The organism is Streptomyces sp. NBC_01465, assembly GCF_036227325.1.
GTDB lineage: Bacteria > Actinomycetota > Actinomycetes > Streptomycetales > Streptomycetaceae > Streptomyces.
Genome location: NZ_CP109467.1, coordinates 940,992 through 959,161, shown reverse-complemented (window position 1 = coordinate 959,161; position 18,170 = coordinate 940,992). Strand labels below are relative to the sequence as shown.

The 18,170-nt window shown below is 70.2% G+C and carries 18 protein-coding genes and 1 tRNA gene; 15 read left to right on the top strand and 4 right to left on the bottom strand.

The window, feature by feature from the left end:
• Positions 1 to 3 precede the first annotated feature (3 nt).
• Both OG707_RS04220 and OG707_RS04215 read left to right on the top strand, forming a co-directional pair.
• Positions 4 to 450: an SRPBCC family protein gene (locus OG707_RS04220; protein WP_329114465.1), complete on the top strand. Its 447-nt coding sequence runs from the start codon at positions 4 to 6 to the stop codon at positions 448 to 450.
• 39 nt (positions 451 to 489) lie between these two features.
• Positions 490 to 561 (top strand) — tRNA-Val (locus OG707_RS04215).
• Positions 562 to 624: 63 nt separating this feature from the next.
• Here the strand turns inward: OG707_RS04215 and OG707_RS04210 are convergent.
• Positions 625 to 1,356, bottom strand: a complete 732-nt coding sequence (locus OG707_RS04210; RefSeq protein WP_329127607.1) for a 3'-5' exonuclease — start codon at positions 1,354 to 1,356, stop codon at positions 625 to 627.
• A 173-nt stretch (positions 1,357 to 1,529) separates the two neighbouring features.
• On the opposite strand from OG707_RS04210, the gene OG707_RS04205 reads away from it, so the two are divergent.
• The 3 genes from OG707_RS04205 to thrS all read left to right on the top strand — a co-directional run bounded on the left by OG707_RS04205 (position 1,530) and on the right by thrS (position 5,417).
• A complete protein-coding gene (locus tag OG707_RS04205) occupies positions 1,530 to 2,108 on the top strand; it encodes a DUF4365 domain-containing protein (RefSeq protein WP_329114462.1) in 579 nt (192 codons plus the stop codon).
• Entirely contained in the window at positions 2,108 to 3,331 is a 1,224-nt protein-coding gene (locus OG707_RS04200) for a hypothetical protein (protein WP_329114460.1), read from the top strand. Before OG707_RS04205 ends, OG707_RS04200 begins: the two co-directional genes overlap by 1 nt.
• 106 nt (positions 3,332 to 3,437) lie before the next feature.
• On the top strand, positions 3,438 to 5,417 hold the full coding sequence (thrS, locus tag OG707_RS04195; protein WP_329114458.1) for a threonine--tRNA ligase: 1,980 nt from the start codon (positions 3,438 to 3,440) through the stop codon (positions 5,415 to 5,417).
• A 33-nt stretch (positions 5,418 to 5,450) separates the two neighbouring features.
• Here the strand turns inward: thrS and OG707_RS04190 are convergent, their stop codons facing one another.
• Entirely contained in the window at positions 5,451 to 6,134 is a 684-nt protein-coding gene (locus OG707_RS04190; RefSeq protein WP_329114456.1) for a potassium channel family protein, read from the bottom strand.
• Positions 6,135 to 6,200: 66 nt separating this feature from the next.
• Between OG707_RS04190 and OG707_RS04185 the strand changes: the two genes are divergently transcribed.
• The gene (locus OG707_RS04185) at positions 6,201 to 6,761 is read left to right on the top strand and encodes an HIT family protein (protein WP_329114454.1); all 561 of its coding nucleotides are present in this window, start codon (positions 6,201 to 6,203) and stop codon (positions 6,759 to 6,761) included.
• A gap of 3 nt (positions 6,762 to 6,764) precedes the next feature.
• Here OG707_RS04185 and OG707_RS04180 read toward each other — a convergent pair whose 3' ends face one another.
• Positions 6,765 to 8,426 carry a hypothetical protein gene (locus tag OG707_RS04180; RefSeq protein WP_329114452.1) on the bottom strand — a complete coding sequence of 554 codons (1,662 nt, stop codon included), beginning with the start codon at positions 8,424 to 8,426 and terminating at the stop codon, positions 6,765 to 6,767.
• A gap of 177 nt (positions 8,427 to 8,603) precedes the next feature.
• Entirely contained in the window at positions 8,604 to 10,814 is a 2,211-nt protein-coding gene (locus OG707_RS04175) for an elongation factor G-like protein EF-G2 (RefSeq protein WP_329114450.1), read from the bottom strand.
• A gap of 237 nt (positions 10,815 to 11,051) precedes the next feature.
• Between OG707_RS04175 and pgsA the strand changes: the two genes are divergently transcribed.
• The 9 genes from pgsA to ruvA all read left to right on the top strand — a co-directional run bounded on the left by pgsA (position 11,052) and on the right by ruvA (position 18,088).
• On the top strand, positions 11,052 to 11,723 hold the full coding sequence (gene pgsA, locus OG707_RS04170; RefSeq protein WP_329114449.1) for a phosphatidylinositol phosphate synthase: 672 nt from the start codon (positions 11,052 to 11,054) through the stop codon (positions 11,721 to 11,723).
• A complete protein-coding gene (locus OG707_RS04165; RefSeq protein WP_329114447.1) occupies positions 11,720 to 12,622 on the top strand; it encodes a phosphatidylinositol mannoside acyltransferase in 903 nt (300 codons plus the stop codon). Before pgsA ends, OG707_RS04165 begins: the two co-directional genes overlap by 4 nt.
• Positions 12,619 to 13,779 (top strand): glycosyltransferase family 4 protein, encoded by a 1,161-nt coding sequence (locus tag OG707_RS04160; protein WP_329114445.1) that lies wholly within the window; start codon positions 12,619 to 12,621, stop codon positions 13,777 to 13,779. Before OG707_RS04165 ends, OG707_RS04160 begins: the two co-directional genes overlap by 4 nt.
• Positions 13,780 to 13,812: 33 nt before the next feature.
• Positions 13,813 to 14,358 carry a hypothetical protein gene (locus tag OG707_RS04155; protein ID WP_329114442.1) on the top strand — a complete coding sequence of 182 codons (546 nt, stop codon included), beginning with the start codon at positions 13,813 to 13,815 and terminating at the stop codon, positions 14,356 to 14,358.
• 118 nt (positions 14,359 to 14,476) lie between these two features.
• Positions 14,477 to 15,388, top strand: a complete 912-nt coding sequence (pdxS, locus tag OG707_RS04150; RefSeq protein ID WP_329114440.1) for a pyridoxal 5'-phosphate synthase lyase subunit PdxS — start codon at positions 14,477 to 14,479, stop codon at positions 15,386 to 15,388.
• 6 nt (positions 15,389 to 15,394) lie between these two features.
• Complete coding sequence (gene pdxT, locus OG707_RS04145; RefSeq protein WP_329114438.1) at positions 15,395 to 15,988, top strand: pyridoxal 5'-phosphate synthase glutaminase subunit PdxT; 594 nt, start codon at positions 15,395 to 15,397, stop codon at positions 15,986 to 15,988.
• Positions 15,989 to 16,050: 62 nt separating this feature from the next.
• Positions 16,051 to 16,803: a YebC/PmpR family DNA-binding transcriptional regulator gene (locus tag OG707_RS04140; protein ID WP_329114437.1), complete on the top strand. Its 753-nt coding sequence runs from the start codon at positions 16,051 to 16,053 to the stop codon at positions 16,801 to 16,803.
• A 128-nt stretch (positions 16,804 to 16,931) separates the two neighbouring features.
• Positions 16,932 to 17,474: a crossover junction endodeoxyribonuclease RuvC gene (gene ruvC, locus OG707_RS04135; RefSeq protein ID WP_329114435.1), complete on the top strand. Its 543-nt coding sequence runs from the start codon at positions 16,932 to 16,934 to the stop codon at positions 17,472 to 17,474.
• Positions 17,471 to 18,088, top strand: coding sequence for a Holliday junction branch migration protein RuvA (ruvA, locus tag OG707_RS04130; RefSeq protein WP_329114433.1), 618 nt, complete (start codon positions 17,471 to 17,473; stop codon positions 18,086 to 18,088). Before ruvC ends, ruvA begins: the two co-directional genes overlap by 4 nt.
• Positions 18,089 to 18,170 lie beyond the last annotated feature (82 nt).

Sequence of the window (18,170 nt, the reverse complement as noted above, 5' to 3'; positions counted from 1 at the left end):
CCCATGGACTGGAGCCACTACCGCTTCCGCAGCGTCTGGGAACTGCCCGCCGCCCCCGAGGCCGTCTACGCCGTACTCGAGAAGGCCGACGAATACCCCAGGTGGTGGCCGCAGGTCAGGTCCGTCACCCCGCTCGACGACATCACCGGCACCGCCCGCTTCCGCTCCCTCCTCCCGTACGAACTCGTCGTGACCGCCCGCGAGAAGCTGCGCGACCCCGTGGCGCGGGTGCTCGAAGTGGAGATGACGGGCGATCTGGAGGGCTGGGCGCGCTGGACGGTCGAGGGCCGCGGCGGGCGCACGCGCGCCGTCTACGAGCAGGAGGTGGAGGTGCGCAAGCCGCTGATGCGGCGTCTCTCCGTCCCCGGCCGCCCCGTCTTCCTCGCCAATCACGCGCTGATGATGCGCGGCGGGCGGCGCGGACTGACTGACCTGCTGCAAAGAGTTTGAAAGCACCCCGCGAAGACCTGTATGGTTCAGTCCGTTCCCGGGCGATTAGCTCAGTGGGAGAGCGCTTCGTTCACACCGAAGAGGTCACTGGTTCGAACCCAGTATCGCCCACCGGGAAAGGCCGGTCCGTCACTGACGGACCGGCTATTTTTCTGCCTCGACGCCCCTGCGCCCCTACGCCGCCGCGCTCAGCGCCGGACGCGGCCGCAGCGGCCACGACTGGTCCACCGCCTCCGGGGTGCCCTGCCGCGCGAACCACGCCTGCAGGCCGCGCGCCTGGGCCGCGTGCCACCCGGTCTGCAGCGAGTGCAGCTCGGACGCCGTGAGGCGCTCGAGGCGGGCGGAGAACCGGCGGCCGATCGCCCGTACGACCTCCAGCGAGGCCGCCGCGTCCGCCGCCGCGTCATGGGCGCCGTCCAGTACGACCTCGTACTGCGAACAGAGGTCGGTGAGCGTACGGCGCCCCTTGCGGTAGCGGTCCAGGTGCTTGTCCAGGACCCGGGGGTCCAGGACGCGCAGTGAGGTGTCGCCCAGGTACCTCTCCAGGGACGAGGCGCGGTGGCGCTGCAACTCCCGGTCCAGCAGCGTCAGATCGAACGGCGCGTTCATGACGACGAGCGGCCGGCCCGCCGCGCACTGCTCGGCCAGCGCCTTCGCTATCTCCTCCACCACGGGCGCCGGCCAGCGCCCGTTGCGCTGCAGATGCAGGTCGGTGAGACCGTGGATCTCGGTGGCGCCGGGCGGCACCGGGATGCCCGGATTGACCAGCCAGCGTGTCGCCCGCGGCCGCATTCCCGAGCCGTCCTGGACGACGAGGGCGGCCGACACGATGCGGTCCTCCTCGACGTCGACGCCTGTTGTCTCCGTATCAAATGCGGCCAGGGGGCCTTCGTACCAGCACGGCATGTTCCAACTCCTCGCGCTCACTTGGCAGATGGTGTGCGTCCCCTGCCCGATTCGGTGATACCCGGGCTGTTTGCGACATACGCCGGAAGGAGACAACACAGGTGACGGGCTTGGAATTTCGGCGTCCGTCGCGGGGATACTGATCAGCACAGTCCGGAAGGCGCACAACAGCCATGGCGCTTGCGCAGCCCGAACCGGCCGTGCCGGGCGGCAGTGTGCTGCCCGAGCGGATCGCACCGCTGCGCGGCTCACTGGCCACCACCGCCTGTATGGAGACCCTTCAGGTGGGCTACCTCCATGCCGTCGCGGCAGCGGCGGGATGCTCGTTGTCGCAGCCCTTTCCGGACAACGGAATCGACTGGCACGTGAGCCACGGGGCTCCCGGGCACACCGTCGACGACGAAGTGACGATAAAGGTGCAGCTCAAGTGCACGTACCAGATACCGCCGCACCCGCCGGGCGGAGCTTTCTCCTTCACGCTCGACAACCCGCACCTGGAGAAGCTGGCGCGCACCCCGGTCTCGGTGCACAAGATCCTTGTGGTGATGCTCGTACCCCGGACGCAGGAGGACTGGCTGCGTGCCAGTCACGACCGGCTCGATCTGCGGCACTGCTGCTACTGGACCAATCTGGCCGGCCACCCGGTGACGGGGAGGCGCAGGACGACCGTACGGATCCCGACCTCGCGGATATTCGACGACCGAGCGCTCTGCGAGATCATGACCCGTGTCGGGGTGGGAGGGAGACCCTGATGCAGCACCGCCCCATCGACGAGCCCGTACGTGCCCATCCGAGCGAACTGCCCGGAGTGTGGGACGGCGGCGAGGGCCCCGATCCGTCGCGGGTCGATCCCGCCGTGCTCGGCGCGCTCCTGGAGAGGCACGGCTGGCGGCGGCGCGGCGGCGCGGCCGGGCGCTATGCGCGCTGGACACCGCCCGGCCCCGGCAACGGCTCCGTGAGTCTGCTCGTGCCGGAGAGCCGGGCCTTCCCCGACAGCGACGAACTGCTCGGCGAGGCGCTGACCGCGCTGCAGCGATGCGCCGCGCCGTCGGCGCGCGAGGTGCTCGTCTCACTGTCCGTGCCGAGCGACGAGATCCGCTGGTGGCGCGATGTCCCCGAGGGCCCCTCGGGGGCGTCCTCGTGGACCGCGCAGGAGCAACTGCGGGGCGCCGCACGGCAGATGCTCCTCGCGGGCGCGCTCGCCGCCCGCGGACAGGCCGGCTACTACGGGGCGCGCCACCGCCGTCAGGCGCAGGCCGCGCTGGAGGGCGTGCTGGTCGGCACGGACCCGGGGGGCCGCGGGCTGACGGCCTTCGTGCCGGTCGAGCGGGGGCGTACCGCTGTCGTACGGCTGCACCACGCCCTGCACGCCGCCCGCGAGGCGGCCGACTACCAGCGGGCGACCGGCGGCATGGAAGCCTTCGACGCGGCGGTCGAAGCCGGCGTGAGCCGGGAGCTGACCGAGGCTGTCGTCGCGCTCGTACGGGGATCGGAGGGCGTCGCCGTCTCGCTGGCCTGGGCGCCGGCGGCCGGAGTCCCCGCACACTGCGCGGCCCGGCCCGAGCCGGTGGAGTTCTCGCCCGGCGACCTGCCCGCGCTGCGCGAGGCGGGCGCCCGCTACATGCAGGACGAGCCCTCGCTGCCGGTACGGATCACGGGCGCCGTGGTCCGGATGCGGCGCTCGGATCCGCGCGGGCCCGGGACGGTACGGCTGCGGGTGCTGGCCGGGGCGGAGATCCCGCACGTACGGATGGTGCTCGACGAGGAGGCGTACCGGATCGCGGGCCATGCCCATCTGGTGGGACTGCCGATCCGGGTGCACGGGCGGCTGGAGAGCCGCGGCGGATTCCGCAGACTGACCGGCGCGGACGGTGTCGTCCCCGTGCAGGTGGACGAGGCGGAGCGGGACCGGCTGATGAAGTCGCTGCACGAGAATCTCGACTTCTTCGAGGAGGCGTGCAGCGGCGAGGACTGAGCCGTCGGCCGGTGAGCCAAACCGTTTCGCATCCCGCCCGGGGGGCTCGGTAAGCTGCGGGGGTACGCAGTGAACACTGCGCGACCCCCTCAGTCAGGAGAGACCGGTGTCAGACGTCCGTGTGATCATCCAACGCGATTCCGAGCGGGAAGAGCGCGTGGTGACGACGGGCACTACGGCAGCGGAGCTCTTCCCCGGCGAGCGCACCATCGTGGCCGCCCGCGTGGCCGGCGAGCTGAAGGACCTCAGCTACGCCCTGGCCGACGGCGACGAGGTCGAGCCCGTCGAGATCACCTCCGACGACGGCCTCGCGATCCTGCGCCACTCCACCGCGCATGTCATGGCACAGGCCGTGCAGGAGCTCTTCCCCGAGGCGAAGCTGGGCATCGGTCCGCCCATCAAGGACGGCTTCTACTACGACTTCGACGTCGAGAAGCCGTTCACCCCCGAGGACATCAAGGCCGTCGAGAAGAAGATGCAGGAGATCCAGAAGCGCGGACAGCGCTTCTCTCGCCGCGTCACCACCGACGAGGCCGCGCGCGAGGAACTGGCGGGCGAGCCGTACAAGCTGGAGCTCATCGGTCTCAAGGGCAACGCGGCCCAGGCCGCCGACGGCGCGGACGCGGAGGTGGGCGGCGGCGAGCTGACCATCTACGACAACCTCGACGCCAAGACCGGCGACCTGTGCTGGAAGGACCTCTGCCGCGGTCCCCACCTGCCCACCACCCGCAACATCCCGGCGTTCAAGCTGATGCGCTCGGCCGCCGCGTACTGGCGGGGCAGCGAGAAGAACCCGCAGCTCCAGCGGATCTACGGCACCGCGTGGCCGACCAAGGACGAGCTGAAGGCGTACCTCGACTTCCTCGTCGAGGCCGAGAAGCGCGACCACCGCAAGCTCGGCGCCGAGCTCGACCTGTTCTCCTTCCCCGACGAGCTGGGCCCCGGCCTGGCGGTGTTCCACCCCAAGGGCGGGATCATCCGCAAGGAGATGGAGAACTACTCGCGGCGCCGCCACGAGGACTCCGGCTACGAGTTCGTGAACACCCCGCACATCTCGAAGGAGCACCTCTTCGAGACCTCGGGGCACCTTCCGCACTACGCGGAGGGCATGTTCCCGCCGATCGAGTTCGACGGACAGAACTACCGCCTCAAGGCGATGAACTGCCCGATGCACAACCTGATCTTCAAGTCCCGCGGGCGTTCCTACCGTGAACTGCCGCTGCGGCTCTTCGAGTTCGGCACGGTGTACCGCTACGAGAAGTCCGGCGTCGTGCACGGCCTGACCCGCTCGCGCGGCTTCACCCAGGACGACGCGCACATCTACTGCACCAAGGAGCAGATGGCGGACGAGCTCGACACGCTCCTGACCTTCGTGCTCGACCTGCTGCGCGACTACGGCCTGGACCAGTTCGAGCTGGAGCTGTCCACCCGAGACGACTCCGACAAGTTCATCGGCACCGACGAGGACTGGGCCGAGGCCACCGAGGCGCTCCGCCAGGCCGCCGAGAAGCAGGGTCTCCCGCTGGTCGCCGACCCGGGCGGCGCCGCGTACTACGGCCCGAAGATCTCCGTGCAGGTGCGTGACGCGATCGGCCGCTCCTGGCAGATGTCGACCCTCCAGGTCGACTTCAACCAGCCCAAGCGGTTCGGTCTCGAGTACACCTCGGCGGACGGCTCGCGCCAGCAGCCCGTCATGCTGCACCGTGCGCTGTTCGGCTCCATCGAGCGGTTCTTCGGCGTGCTCCTGGAGCACTACGCGGGCGCCTTCCCTGCGTGGCTCGCCCCCGTCCAGGCGGTCGGCATCCCGATCGGCGACGCCCACATCCCCTACCTCCAGGAGTTCGCCGACCAGGCGAAGGCCAAGGGGCTGCGGGTGGAGGTCGACTCCTCGTCCGACCGGATGCAGAAGAAGATCAGGAACCACCAGAAGGCCAAGGTTCCATTCATGATCATCGCGGGTGACGAGGACATGGAGGCCGGCGCCGTCTCCTTCCGCTACCGCGACGGTTCGCAGGAGAACGGCATCCCGGTCGAGGACGCCATCGCCAAGCTGGTGAAGGTCGTCGAGGACCGCGTCCAGGTCTGATACGCAAAAGCGGCACGGGCCCCCGGGGAGCGATCAGCTCTTCGGGGGCCTTCCCGTTTCCTCTTCCTCGTCCTCGCGGGTGAAGACCTGCAGCAGCCAGGACGAGAAGGACCCCGTCACCGCGCCGAGCAGCGCGAGCCCGCACCCCATCAGACCGGCCGCGATCGCGCGCCCCCAGAACGTCACCGGTGCGACGTCGCCGTAGCCGACCGTCGTGAGGGTCTCGCAGGTCCACCACGCGGCGTCCCCGAAGGTGCGGATGGTGGCGCCGGGAGCGGTGCGCTCGAACTTGTAGACCGTGAGTGCCCCCGCGAAGCCGAGCAGAGCGGAGGTGAGGCCCGCGTACGTCATCACCCGCGCGTGCAGGCTCAGCCGCGGCTCGTCGCGCCTCTCCTGTACGGCGCTGTACACCTTCACCATCCGCAGCGGCCGCAGCAGGGGCAGCGCGAGGACCACGGTGTCCAGCCAGTGCGACGTGACAAAACGCAGCCGCTGCCCGCTCAGTACGAGCCGTACCGCGTAGTCCACCGCGAACGCCAGCCAGGTGACCAGGGTCAGGATGAGCGCGATGTCCCGCCACAGCGGATCGATGCCCCGGGCCAGCACATGGACCGCGTAACAGAGGAGGAAGAGGAGCGAGGCCGCGAAGAGCGGTGCCTCCATCCGCTGCTCCCAGCGGCGCAGTCGGTTCGGGTGGCCGGGTACGGGGGCGTCCATCGGATCAGCATCGCCGCAGGGGCGGCGGGAACGCCCCGGCGACACGTCGGACACGGGGGAAGTCATATGCTGCACAGCATGACGATTGAGCCGGAGCAGCAGATCGGAGTGGGGACGCAGGACGCGTTCCAGCGCCTGTGGACGCCTCACCGGATGGCGTACATCCAGGGCGAGAACAAGCCGAGCAGCCCGGAGGCCGGCGACGGCTGTCCCTTCTGCTCGATCCCGGCGAAATCCGACGAGGACGGCCTGGTCGTCGCACGGGGTGAGCACGTGTACGCGGTGCTCAATCTCTACCCGTACAACGGCGGTCATCTGATGGTGGTGCCCTTCCGGCACGTCGCCGACTACACGGAACTGGACGCCGCCGAGACCGCGGAGCTGGCCGAGCTGACGAAGCGCGCGATGACCGCGCTGCGTACGGCGTCCGGCGCGCACGGCTTCAACATCGGCATGAACCAGGGCACGGTCGCAGGGGCGGGCATCGCCGCCCATCTGCACCAGCACATCGTGCCGCGCTGGGGCGGCGACACCAACTTCATGCCGGTCGTCGGCCACACCAAGGTGCTGCCCCAACTCCTCGCCGACACGCGGAAGATGCTCGCGGACGCCTGGCCGGCCGCGTAGCCCTCACGCGTCGTAGACGTCCGCCTTCCGGGGCGCCGGGTCCTGGACGAGGCCGCTCAGTATCACCGAGCGGTTTCCGAAGCGCTCGGTGTCCACGTTGTGCTCGTCGAGCACCTTCATGGCGGCCGCGTGGACCGCGCGCAGGACGGGAGTGGCCGCCCGCATCGCGTCGTCGGCCATGAAGCGGTGGCGCCAGGGCTTCTCGGCCCAGGCGTGCCGCACCCCGAACGGTTCGGGCAGGACGAGCCCGCCGCCCGCCCAGCCGAGGAGGTTGGGGAACCAGGTCAGCGGGGCGCGCACGGCGATGCGTACGACGTCGTCGGTCCCCATCAGCGGCAGCTGCCGCTCGTGCGTCTCCCAGAACTTGACCGTCCCGCTGACCTCCACGGTCTTGGCCTTGGGCTTGCTGGTGAACAGGGAGTGGACCGGGCCCAGCGCATGGCCCGTGACCTCGATGCGCAGCGTCTCGTGGAGCACGGTGACGGTGATCAGCATGGTGATGACCAGCTGGCCGTCCCAGAGGGTGAACTGGCAGCCCAGGTAGTGGCGGTTGCCGCTGCCGAACTGCTGCTCGTTGCAGATGCGCTGTATCTCGTGGCCCTTGATCTGGAACGCGTCCACCTCGGTGCCGCTCGGACGGCTGACCTCCTTGGCGTTCTCACCGACCGGGGAGACGATCCAGTGCTTGACGTCGGGGGTCGGGAAGCCGTTGGTGTGCAGGGGGCTGCGCTCGAGGAGCTTGAGACGGTCGTGGATCGCGCGGATCACGTCCCAGCTGCGGAAGCCGTGGATCTCGGTGCCCTCGTCGCGCGGGATCAGCTCCTCGGCGAGCTGCCAGCTGCCCCAGCGGGTGCCCATGCCGAGTATCCCCTTGGGGCCCGCGTAGAAGACCGAGTTGGACTGCTGCTCGGCGGTGAGCTTGGCGAGGTTCTGGCGCAGTTGTTCGGCCGCGGTCTCGGTCGGATTCCGCGGTACGGCCTCGGGGATCTTGGCGCCCACGCCGCCGCCGGAGAGCAGGTTCGTCCAGCGGGCGCGGAGGTCCTTGGCGGTCTTCTCGCAGATCTGCTTGGCCCAGAGCCAGCCGATGACCGGCGCGACGATCATCGCGCGGAGGTAGAGACCCAGGAATCCGGTGAAAGGCAGCTTGACCAGGAAGAGCACGGCCAGTCCGCCGGCGGCTATCAGCAGCGCGGTGCCGAGGACGCCCGTGCGCTTGTCCTTGGAGTCCTTCAGTATGCGGCGCAGCTGGAACACGCCCAGCCAGAGCAGCAGTCCGGGGAGGAAGACCAGCCCGAAGACGACCATCACGACCGTGAGCCGGGTGTCGCGTTCCTTGCGGATACGGGTCGCGGCCAGGCAGTGCTCGACCACGGTCTGCGGTTCGGTGCCGAAGGACTGGATGAGCGCCTTGCGGGCGCCGCCGAGCATCCGCACCTGGACGGCCCGCGAGAAGGCCTCGCCGAGATCCGGCTCGAAGAGCTTGAACTTCCCTTCCTTCACCTTGGACTCGTGCCACTCGCTGTTGGCCTTGAGGATCTCGTGGACGTCGCTGTCGCGGTACGCGGCCGAGGCGAGGGCATGCGTCGCCGCGGTCTGGCCCGCCGATCCCTGGAGCGGGATCTGGGCCCCGGGAATGAAGTCGAAAACGTTGTCCCTGTCCGGCATCGCTTCCCCCATCGCCGCGTACAACCGCTGCTGCGGCCTGTTCCCAACTCCCGCACCCTGCACACCTTCTGAGCTGGGACCACAGCGTAACGGCGCGATCCTCTCTCCGTCAGGGGACAGCGGAATGCCGCCCGCCGCAAGCGAATTGGGCGGACGGCATCCTGGACTCACACTCAACTACGTGCCGGTTTCCGCCTGTTCGCGGATTTTGTCGGCCAGCTGGGGAGGCATCGGCTCATGTCGGGCGTACGTACGGCTGAAGCGGCCCGTGCCGTGCGAGATCGACCTCAGATCGACCGCGTACCGCCCGATCTCGATCTCCGGGACCTCCGCCCGCACCAGCGTCCGTCCCGGCCCGGCCTGTTCGGTGCCGACCACCCGCCCCCGCCGCCCGGAGAGATCGCTCATCACCGGGCCCACGTAGTCGTCGGAGACGAGCACCTGCAGCTCGGCCACCGGCTCCAGGAGATCGATCCGCGCGTCGAGCGCCGCCTCACGCAAGGCGAGCGCCCCCGCCGTCTGGAAGGCCGCGTCGGAGGAGTCCACCGAGTGCGCCTTCCCGTCGAGGAGGGTGATCCGTACGTCCACGAGCGGATGGCCCGCCGCCACGCCGCGCGCCGCCTGGGCGCGTACCCCCTTCTCGACCGACGGGATGAACTGCCGGGGCACCGAGCCGCCCACCACCTTGTCGACGAACTCGATCCCGGTGCCCGGGGGCAGGGGAGACACCTCGATCTCGCAGATCGCGAACTGGCCGTGGCCGCCCGACTGTTTGACGTGACGGCCGCGCCCCGCGGACTTCGCCCCGAAGGTCTCCCGCAGCGACACCTTGTACGGCACGGCGTCGACCTGCACCCCGTAGCGGCTGCGCAGCCGCTCCAGCGCCACGTCCTTGTGTGCCTCGCCGAGGCACCAGAGGACCAGCTGCCGGGTGTCCGGATTCTGTTCGAGTCGCATCGTCGGGTCCTCGGCGACCAGCCGAGAAAGACCCTGCGAGAGCTTGTCCTCGTCCGCCTTGCTGTGCGCCTCGATGGCGAGCGGGAGGAGCGGGTCCGGCATGACCCAGGGCTCCATGAGGAGGGGATCGTCCCGGCCGGAGAGGGTGTCGCCGGTCTCGGCGCGGGTCAGTTTGGCGACGCAGGCGATGTCTCCCGCGATGACCTGCGTCATCGTGCGCTGCTGTTTGCCGAAGGGGGAGGAGAGGGCGCCGATGCGCTCGTCGATGTCGTGGTGGTTGTCCTGGCCCCGGTCCTGCAGCCCGTGTCCGGAGACGTGGACGGTCTCGTCGGGGCGCAGGGTGCCGGAGAAGACCCGTACCAGCGAGACCCGTCCCACGTAGGGATCCGATGCGGTCTTGATGACCTCGGCGACCAGCGGCCCGCGCGGATCGCAGACCACCGCGGGGCGGGAGCCGCCCTGGGGGGTGGTGACCCGGGGGGTCTCGCGCTCGGGGGGAGTCGGGAAGCCGCCGGTGATCAGTTCGAGGAGCTCGACCGTGCCCAGCCCCTGTGTGGCGCCCTCGGCGGCCGGGGCCGCCGCGAGGACGGGGTGGAAGGTGCCGCGTGCGACGGCCCGCTCCAGGTCCTCCACCAGGGTCTTCACGTCGATCTCGTCGCCGTCGAGATAGCGGTCCATGAGGGACTCGTCCTCGCTCTCGGCGATGATGCCCTCGATGAGCCGGTTGCGGGCCTCCTCGATCAGCGGCAGGTGCTCGTCCCCGGGCGCACCGTCCTTGCGTACCCCCGACGCGTAGTCGAAGAGCCGCTGGGTCAGCAGCCCGATGAGCCCCGTCACGGGGGCGTGCCCGTCGGGGGCCTGCGGTCCGTACAGCGGTAAGTAGAGCGGGAGTACGGCATCGGGGTCGTCGCCGCCGAAGATCCGGCCGCAGACCCGGGTCATCTCGTCGTAGCCGGTGCGCGCCGTGTCGAGGTGGGTGACCACGATCGCGCGCGGCATCCCGACGGCCGCGCACTCGTCCCACACCATGCGGGTCGTCGCGGCCACGCTGCCCGCGTCCTGGGCGGCCGATACGACGAAGAGGGCCGCGTCCGCCGCCCGCAGACCGGCCCTCAGCTCACCGACGAAGTCGGCGTAGCCGGGTGTGTCCAGGAGATTGATCTTGATCCCGCCCCATTCGACGGGGACGAGGGAGAGCTGGACCGAGCGCTGCTGACGGTGCTCGATCTCGTCGTAGTCGGAGACGGTCTGCCCGTCCTCGACCCGGCCCGCCCGGTTGACCGCACCCGCGGTCAGCGCGAGGGCCTCGACCAGTGTGGTCTTGCCCGAACCGCTGTGGCCGACCAGCACCACATTCCGTACGGAAGCGGGCCGGTCGGCCGTCGCTGCCCTGCCGGCGGCTCCGGGGTGTGCGTTTGCCTTGTCGCCCATGATTCTTGCCTCCCGGGTTGTTGCACGGTGAGGAGAGAGGGCGCGGACACAAGGGGGCCGCAGTGCGTGGCGGCACCGGTGACGCCCGCGGTGTTTCGAGCTTTCCACTCCGGTCACGCTGCGTCCATACGTCGTACCGAGCCGGGGTGCCCGGCGGTGGACGGGGGCGGGCCTGGCTACGATGGGCCAGCCGGTGGCCAGAAGGGCCGCGCGGCCATCCGACCCCTCGGGAAGGCCATGCTGAACAAGTACGCGCGTGCATTCTTCACGCGTGTCCTCACGCCGTTCGCCGCATTTCTGCTCCGCCGTGGGGTCAGCCCCGACGCGGTCACACTCATCGGCACGGCCGGAGTGATGGCAGGTGCACTGGTCTTCTTCCCCCGCGGAGAGTTCTTCTGGGGCACGATCGTCATCACCCTCTTCGTCTTCTCCGACCTCGTCGACGGCAACATGGCGCGCCAGGCCGGGATCTCCAGCCGCTGGGGCGCGTTCCTCGACTCGACCCTCGACCGGGTCGCCGACGGGGCGATCTTCGGCGGATTCGCGCTCTGGTACGCGGGCAGCGGCGACAACAACATGCTGTGCGCGGTCGCGATCTTCTGCCTCGCGAGCGGCCAGGTCGTCTCGTACACGAAGGCGCGCGGTGAGGCGATCGGGCTTCCCGTCGCCGTCAACGGACTGGTCGAGCGGGCCGAGCGGCTCGTCATCACCCTGGTCGCCGCCGGTCTCGCCGGGCTGCACGCCTTCGGCGTCCCCGGCATCCAGATCCTGCTGCCGATCGCCCTGTGGATCGTTGCCGTCGGCAGCGCGATCACCCTGGCGCAGCGGGTGGTGACCGTACGCCGGGAGTCCGCCGAGGCCGACGCCGCAGCAGCAGCCGCTTCGGCGCAGGAGAGCGAGGCGGCGTGAAGGAGAAGCTGACCGACGCGCTGTACGGACTGGGCTGGGCGGCCGTCAAGAAGCTGCCCGAACCGGTCGCCACCGGACTCGGCCGGCGCATCGCCGACACGGTCTGGAAGCGGCGCGGCAAGAGCGTGCTGCGGCTGGAGGCGAACCTGGCGCGCGTGGTGCCCGACGCCACTGAGGCCCGGCTGGCCGAGCTGTCGAAGGCCGGCATGCGCTCGTACATGCGGTACTGGATGGAGTCCTTCCGGCTGCCCGCGTGGAGCGCCGAGCGCGTGAAGAACGGGTTCGCCGTCAAGGGAGTCCACCATCTGACCGACGGCCTCGCCGCCGGTCGCGGTGTGGTCCTCGCCCTGCCCCACATGGGCAATTACGACCTCGCGGGCGCCTGGGTCACCACCAAGCTGGAGGTCCCCTTCACCACGGTCGCCGAGCGCCTCAAGCCCGAGACGCTGTACGACCGCTTCGTCGCGTACCGCGAGGGCCTGGGCATGGAGGTCCTGCCGCACACCGGCGGCTCGGCGTTCGGGACCCTGGCGCGGCGGCTGCGTGCGGGCGGTCTGGTCTGCCTGGTGGCCGACCGTGATCTGTCCGCCTCCGGTGTCGAGGTGAAGTTCTTCGGCGACGCGGCGCGGATGCCCGCGGGGCCCGCGATGCTGGCGCAGCAGACGGGGGCGCTGCTTCTTCCCGTAACGCTCTGGTACGACGACTCCGCCATAATGCAGGGCCGGATCCATCCGCCCATCGAGGTGCCGGAGACAGGTACGCGGGCCGAGAAGACGTCTTCGATGACGCAGGCGCTGGCCGATGCCTTCGCCACCGGAATCGCCGAGCACCCGGAGGACTGGCACATGCTGCAGCGTCTGTGGCTCGCCGATCTAGAGCCCCGCCAGGAGTCAGAGTGAAGATCGGCATCGTCTGCCCGTACTCCTGGGACGTCCCCGGGGGAGTCCAGTTCCACATCCGCGACCTCGCCGAGCATCTGATCCGGCTCGGCCACCAGGTCTCTGTGCTGGCCCCCGCGGACGACGAGACGCCGCTTCCGCCGTACGTCGTCTCGGCCGGCCGGGCCGTCCCGGTGCCGTACAACGGCTCGGTCGCCCGCCTCAACTTCGGCTTCCTGTCGGCCGCGAGGGTGCGTCGCTGGCTGCACGACGGCACCTTCGACGTGATCCACATCCACGAGCCGGCCTCGCCCTCGCTGGGACTGCTGACGTGCTGGGCCGCGCAGGGGCCGATCGTCGCCACCTTCCACACGTCCAACCCGCGCTCCCGCGCGATGATCGCCGCGTACCCGATCCTGCAGCCCGCACTGGAGAAGATCAGCGCGCGCATCGCGGTCAGCGAGTACGCGCGGCGCACGCTCGTCGAGCACCTGGGCGGCGACGCGGTCGTCATCCCCAACGGCGTCGACGTCGGCTTCTTCGACAAGGCCGAGCCGAAGGCAGAGTGGCAGGGCGGCACGATCGGTTTCATCGGCCGGATCGACGAGCCCCGCAAGGGACTTCCCGTCCTGATGCGCGCCCTCCCGAAGATCCTCGCCGAGTGCCCGGACACCCGGCTGCTCGTCGCGGGCCGCGGCGACGAGGAGGAGGCGGTCGCCTCGCTGCCGAAGGAGATGCGCGAACGCGTCGAGTTCCTCGGCATGGTGAGCGACGAGGACAAGGCGCGGCTGCTGCGCAGTGTCGATGTGTACGTCGCCCCCAACACCGGCGGCGAGAGCTTCGGGATCATCCTGGTCGAGGCGATGTCCGCGGGCGCCCCCGTGCTCGCCAGCGACCTGGACGCCTTCGCCCAGGTCCTGGACCAGGGGGCCGCGGGCGAGCTCTTCGCGAACGAGGACGCGGACGCGCTGGCGACCGCCGCGGTCGCGCTGCTCGGCGACGAGGAGCGGCGCAGGGAGCTGAGCGAGCGCGGCAGCGCGCACGTACGGCGCTTCGACTGGTCGACGGTCGGAGCGGACATCCTCGCGGTCTACGAGACGGTGACGGACGGCGCCGCTTCGGTGGCCACCGACGAGCGCATCAGCCTCCGGGCCCGGTTCGGCCTCGCCAGGGACTGAGTCACCCCGCGGTCACGGGTAGCCTTGCCGCCCGTGACCGTAACCCTCATCTGGATCGTCGTCGCCCTCGTCGCGATCGGCCTGTACCTGAGCTGGACCGCGGGGCGCCTCGACCGGCTGCACACCCGGATCGACGCCGCCCGCGCCGCCCTCGACGCCCAACTCCTGCGCCGCGCCTCGGTCACCCAGGAGCTGGCCACCTCCGGCGTCCTCGACCCGGCCGCCTCGATCGTGCTCTACCAGGCCGCGCACGCCGCCCGGCAGGCCGAGGAGGATCACCGGGAGGTCACCGAGAGCGAGCTCAGCCAGGCGCTGCGGGCCGTCTTCGGCGAGCAGGCGCAGGTCGACGTCGTACGCGAGGCGCCGGGCGGCGAGGAGGCCGCCGACGAACTGGCCGCCGCCGTACGCCGGGTGCCGATGGCCCGCCGCTTCCACAACGACGCGGTACGGGCCGCGCGCGCCCTGCGCGGCCACCGCAAGGTCCGCTGGTTCCGGCTGGCCGGGCACGCGCCGTTCCCCCTGGCCTTCGAGATGGACGACGAGCCGCCGGTGGCGCTGGCCGACCGCCCGGGAACGTAACCGCTCACCGCGGGGGCCAAAACGATCCACCGGCTGTCCATTGGCCCTTGCTGTGGACTGGTCGCAGGGCGTTTGCTCGGGGAAGCAAGAACCCTCTTCACCGAGTGAGGTCAATTCCGTGAGCACGCTTCCCACCACCCCCCAGACCCCCGCGACCGGCACCGCACGCGTCAAGCGCGGCATGGCCGAGCAGCTCAAGGGCGGCGTGATCATGGACGTGGTCAACGCCGAGCAGGCGAAGATCGCCGAGGACGCGGGCGCCGTCGCCGTCATGGCCCTGGAGCGGGTTCCCGCCGACATCCGCAAGGACGGCGGAGTGGCCCGGATGTCCGACCCGAACATGATCGAAGAGATCATCGAGGCCGTCTCCATCCCCGTCATGGCCAAGTCCCGTATCGGCCACTTCGTCGAGGCCCAGGTCCTGCAGTCGCTCGGCGTCGACTACATCGACGAGTCCGAGGTCCTCACCCCGGCCGACGAGGTCAACCACAGCGACAAGTTCGCCTTCACGACCCCCTTCGTCTGTGGTGCCACCAACCTGGGCGAGGCCCTGCGCCGTATCGCCGAGGGCGCGGCCATGATCCGCTCGAAGGGCGAGGCCGGCACCGGCAACGTCGTCGAGGCCGTCCGTCACCTGCGCCAGATCAAGAACGAGATCGCCCGCCTGCGCGGCTACGACAACAACGAGCTGTACGCGGCCGCCAAGGACCTGCGCGCCCCCTACGAGCTGGTCAAGGAGGTCGCCGAGCTCGGAAAGCTCCCGGTCGTCCTCTTCTCCGCGGGCGGCGTCGCCACCCCCGCCGACGCCGCGCTGATGCGCCAGCTCGGTGCCGAGGGCGTCTTCGTCGGCTCCGGCATCTTCAAGTCGGGCGACCCGGCCAAGCGCGCCGCCGCCATCGTGAAGGCCACCACCTTCTACGACGACCCCAAGATCATCGCGGACGCGTCGCGCAACCTGGGCGAGGCCATGGTCGGCATCAACTGCGACACCCTCCCCGAGGCCGAGCGCTACGCGAACCGGGGCTGGTAAGCAGCGATGAGCACCACCCCCGTCATCGGCGTCCTGGCTCTCCAGGGCGACGTACGGGAGCACCTGACGGCTCTGGCCGCGGCGGACGCCGTGGCCAGGCCGGTCCGGCGCCCCGAGGAGCTCGCCGAGGTCGACGGACTGGTCCTCCCCGGCGGCGAGTCCACCACGATGTCCAAACTGGCCGTTCTCTTCGGCATGCTGGAGCCGCTCCGCGAGCGGGTCCGTGCCGGAATGCCGGTCTACGGCACCTGCGCCGGCCTGATCATGCTCGCCGACAAGATCCTCGACCCGCGTTCGGGCCAGGAGACGATCGGCGGCATCGACATGATCGTCCGCCGCAACGCCTTCGGCAGGCAGAACGAGTCGTTCGAGGCGGCCGTGGCCATCGAGGCGATCGAGGGCGGCCCCGTGGAGGGCGTCTTCATCCGCGCCCCGTGGGTCGAGTCGGTCGGCGCGGAAGTATCGGTGCTCGCCGAGCACGGCGGCCATATCGTGGCAGTACGGCAGAAGAACGCCCTCGCGACGTCGTTCCACCCGGAACTGACCGGCGACCACCGGCTGCACGAGTATTTCGCGGACATGGTGCGCGCCGCCCTGTGACGGAGTCCCGGTAGGATCTCTGGCGTTCGTACAGAAGATGGTTACGCGAAGGAGACAGGCAGATGTCCGGCCACTCTAAATGGGCTACGACGAAGCACAAGAAGGCCGTGGTTGACGCCAAGCGCGGCAAGCTCTTCGCGAAGCTGATCAAGAACATCGAAGTTGCGGCACGCTCGGGCGGCGTCGATCTCGATGGCAACCCGACCCTCGTCGACGCCATCCAGAAGGCGAAGAAGAGCTCGGTACCCAACAAGAACATCGACTCCGCGGTCAAGCGCGGCGGCGGCCTCGAGGCCGGCGGCGCCGACTACGAGACGATCATGTACGAGGGCTACGGACCGAACGGCGTCGCGGTGCTCATCGAGTGCCTCACCGACAACCGCAACCGCGCCGCCTCGGACGTGCGGGTCGCGATGACCCGCAACGGCGGCTCGATGGCGGACCCCGGCTCCGTCTCCTACCTCTTCAACCGCAAGGGCGTCGTCATCGTCCCCAAGGGCGAGCTCACCGAGGACGACGTGCTCGGCGCGGTCCTGGACGCGGGTGCCGAGGAAGTCAACGACCTGGGCGAGAGCTTCGAGGTCATCAGCGAGGCCACGGACATGGTGGCGGTGCGCACCGCGCTCCAGGACGCCGGCATCGACTACGACTCGGCCGACGCCAACTTCGTTCCGACCATGCAGGTCGAGCTGGACGAAGAGGGCGCGCGCAAGATCTTCAAGCTGATCGACGCGCTCGAGGACAGCGACGACGTGCAGAACGTCTTCGCCAACTTCGACGTCTCCGACGAGGTCATGGAGAAGGTCGACGCCTGACGGGCGCTCACGCACACTCGCTGCGGGCCGACGGGACACACCCTGTCGGCCCGCAGCTTTGTCTTTTTGTCAGAGGTCCCCGATACGCTGCACAAACAGACGATCGACTAGGCGACAAGGGGCGGCGGATGCGGGTGCTGGGTGTGGACCCCGGGTTGACCCGGTGCGGTGTCGGAGTGGTCGAAGGTGTCGCGGGCCGGCCCCTGACCATGCTCGGCGTCGGTGTCGTACGCACCCCGGCGGACGCCGAGTTGGGCTCGCGCCTCGTCGCCATCGAGCGCGGCATCGAGGAGTGGCTGGACACGCACCGGCCCGAAGTCGTCGCCGTGGAGCGGGTGTTCAGCCAGCACAACGTCAGTACGGTGATGGGAACCGCCCAGGCGAGCGCCGTCGCCATGCTCTGCGCCTCCCGCCGCGGCATCCCCGTCGCCCTGCACACCCCCAGCGAGGTCAAGGCCGCAGTCTCCGGCAGCGGCCGCGCCGACAAGGCCCAGGTGGGCGCCATGGTGACCCGGCTCCTGCGCCTCGACGCACCGCCCAAACCGGCCGACGCCGCCGACGCGCTCGCCCTCGCGATCTGCCACATCTGGCGCGCCCCCGCCCAGAACCGACTCCAGCAGGCCGTCGCCGCCCACCGCACGGCACAGGCAACGAAAGGCCGTACCGCATGATCGCCTTCGTCACAGGACCGGTGGCCGCCCTGGCCCCGACGACCGCCGTCCTGGAGGTGGGCGGGGTCGGGATGGCCGTCCAGTGCACCCCGAACACGCTCTCCACCCTCCGGATCGGCCAGGAGGCCAAGCTCGCGACCTCTCTGGTCGTACGGGAGGACTCGCTCACTCTCTACGGCTTCGTGGACGACGACGAGCGCCAGGTCTTCGAGCTCCTCCAGACCGCCAGCGGCGTCGGCCCGCGCCTCGCCCAGGCGATGCTCGCCGTGCACTCCCCGGACGCCCTGCGCCTCGCGATCTCCACCGCCGACGAGAAGGCGCTGACCGCGGTCCCCGGCATCGGCAAGAAGGGCGCCCAGAAGCTCCTCCTGGAGCTCAAGGACCGCCTCGGCGCCCCCCTCGGCACCGGCGCGCACCTCGCCGCCCAGCGCACGGCCTCCGGGCCCGCCCCCTGGAGCGAGCAGCTGCACTCCGCACTGGTCGGCCTCGGGTACGCCCCGCGCGACGCCGAGGACGCGGTCATTGCCGTTACACCGCAGGCAGAGGCATCCGCCGAGCCGAACGTGGGCGCGCTCCTCAAGGCCGCCCTGCAGACCCTCAACCGCGCCCGCTGACCGAGAGATCCACCGCCATGCTGCATTTTCCCGGGGACAACCCCCGGACCCCCGGCCGGACAAGCAGGTCACGCCAGGCACC

Coding starts and splice junctions, on each gene's coding strand:
- OG707_RS04220 (WP_329114465.1), top strand. CDS start 4: ATGGACTGGAGCCACTACCGCTTCCGCAGCGTCTGGGAACTGCCCGCC.
- OG707_RS04210 (WP_329127607.1), bottom strand. CDS start 1,356: ATGCCGTGCTGGTACGAAGGCCCCCTGGCCGCATTTGATACGGAGACA.
- OG707_RS04205 (WP_329114462.1), top strand. CDS start 1,530: ATGGCGCTTGCGCAGCCCGAACCGGCCGTGCCGGGCGGCAGTGTGCTG.
- OG707_RS04200 (WP_329114460.1), top strand. CDS start 2,108: ATGCAGCACCGCCCCATCGACGAGCCCGTACGTGCCCATCCGAGCGAA.
- OG707_RS04190 (WP_329114456.1), bottom strand. CDS start 6,134: ATGGACGCCCCCGTACCCGGCCACCCGAACCGACTGCGCCGCTGGGAG.
- OG707_RS04185 (WP_329114454.1), top strand. CDS start 6,201: ATGCTGCACAGCATGACGATTGAGCCGGAGCAGCAGATCGGAGTGGGG.
- OG707_RS04180 (WP_329114452.1), bottom strand. CDS start 8,426: ATGCCGGACAGGGACAACGTTTTCGACTTCATTCCCGGGGCCCAGATC.
- OG707_RS04175 (WP_329114450.1), bottom strand. CDS start 10,814: ATGGGCGACAAGGCAAACGCACACCCCGGAGCCGCCGGCAGGGCAGCG.
- pgsA (WP_329114449.1), top strand. CDS start 11,052: ATGCTGAACAAGTACGCGCGTGCATTCTTCACGCGTGTCCTCACGCCG.
- pdxT (WP_329114438.1), top strand. CDS start 15,395: ATGAGCACCACCCCCGTCATCGGCGTCCTGGCTCTCCAGGGCGACGTA.
- OG707_RS04140 (WP_329114437.1), top strand. CDS start 16,051: ATGTCCGGCCACTCTAAATGGGCTACGACGAAGCACAAGAAGGCCGTG.
- ruvC (WP_329114435.1), top strand. CDS start 16,932: ATGCGGGTGCTGGGTGTGGACCCCGGGTTGACCCGGTGCGGTGTCGGA.
- ruvA (WP_329114433.1), top strand. CDS start 17,471: ATGATCGCCTTCGTCACAGGACCGGTGGCCGCCCTGGCCCCGACGACC.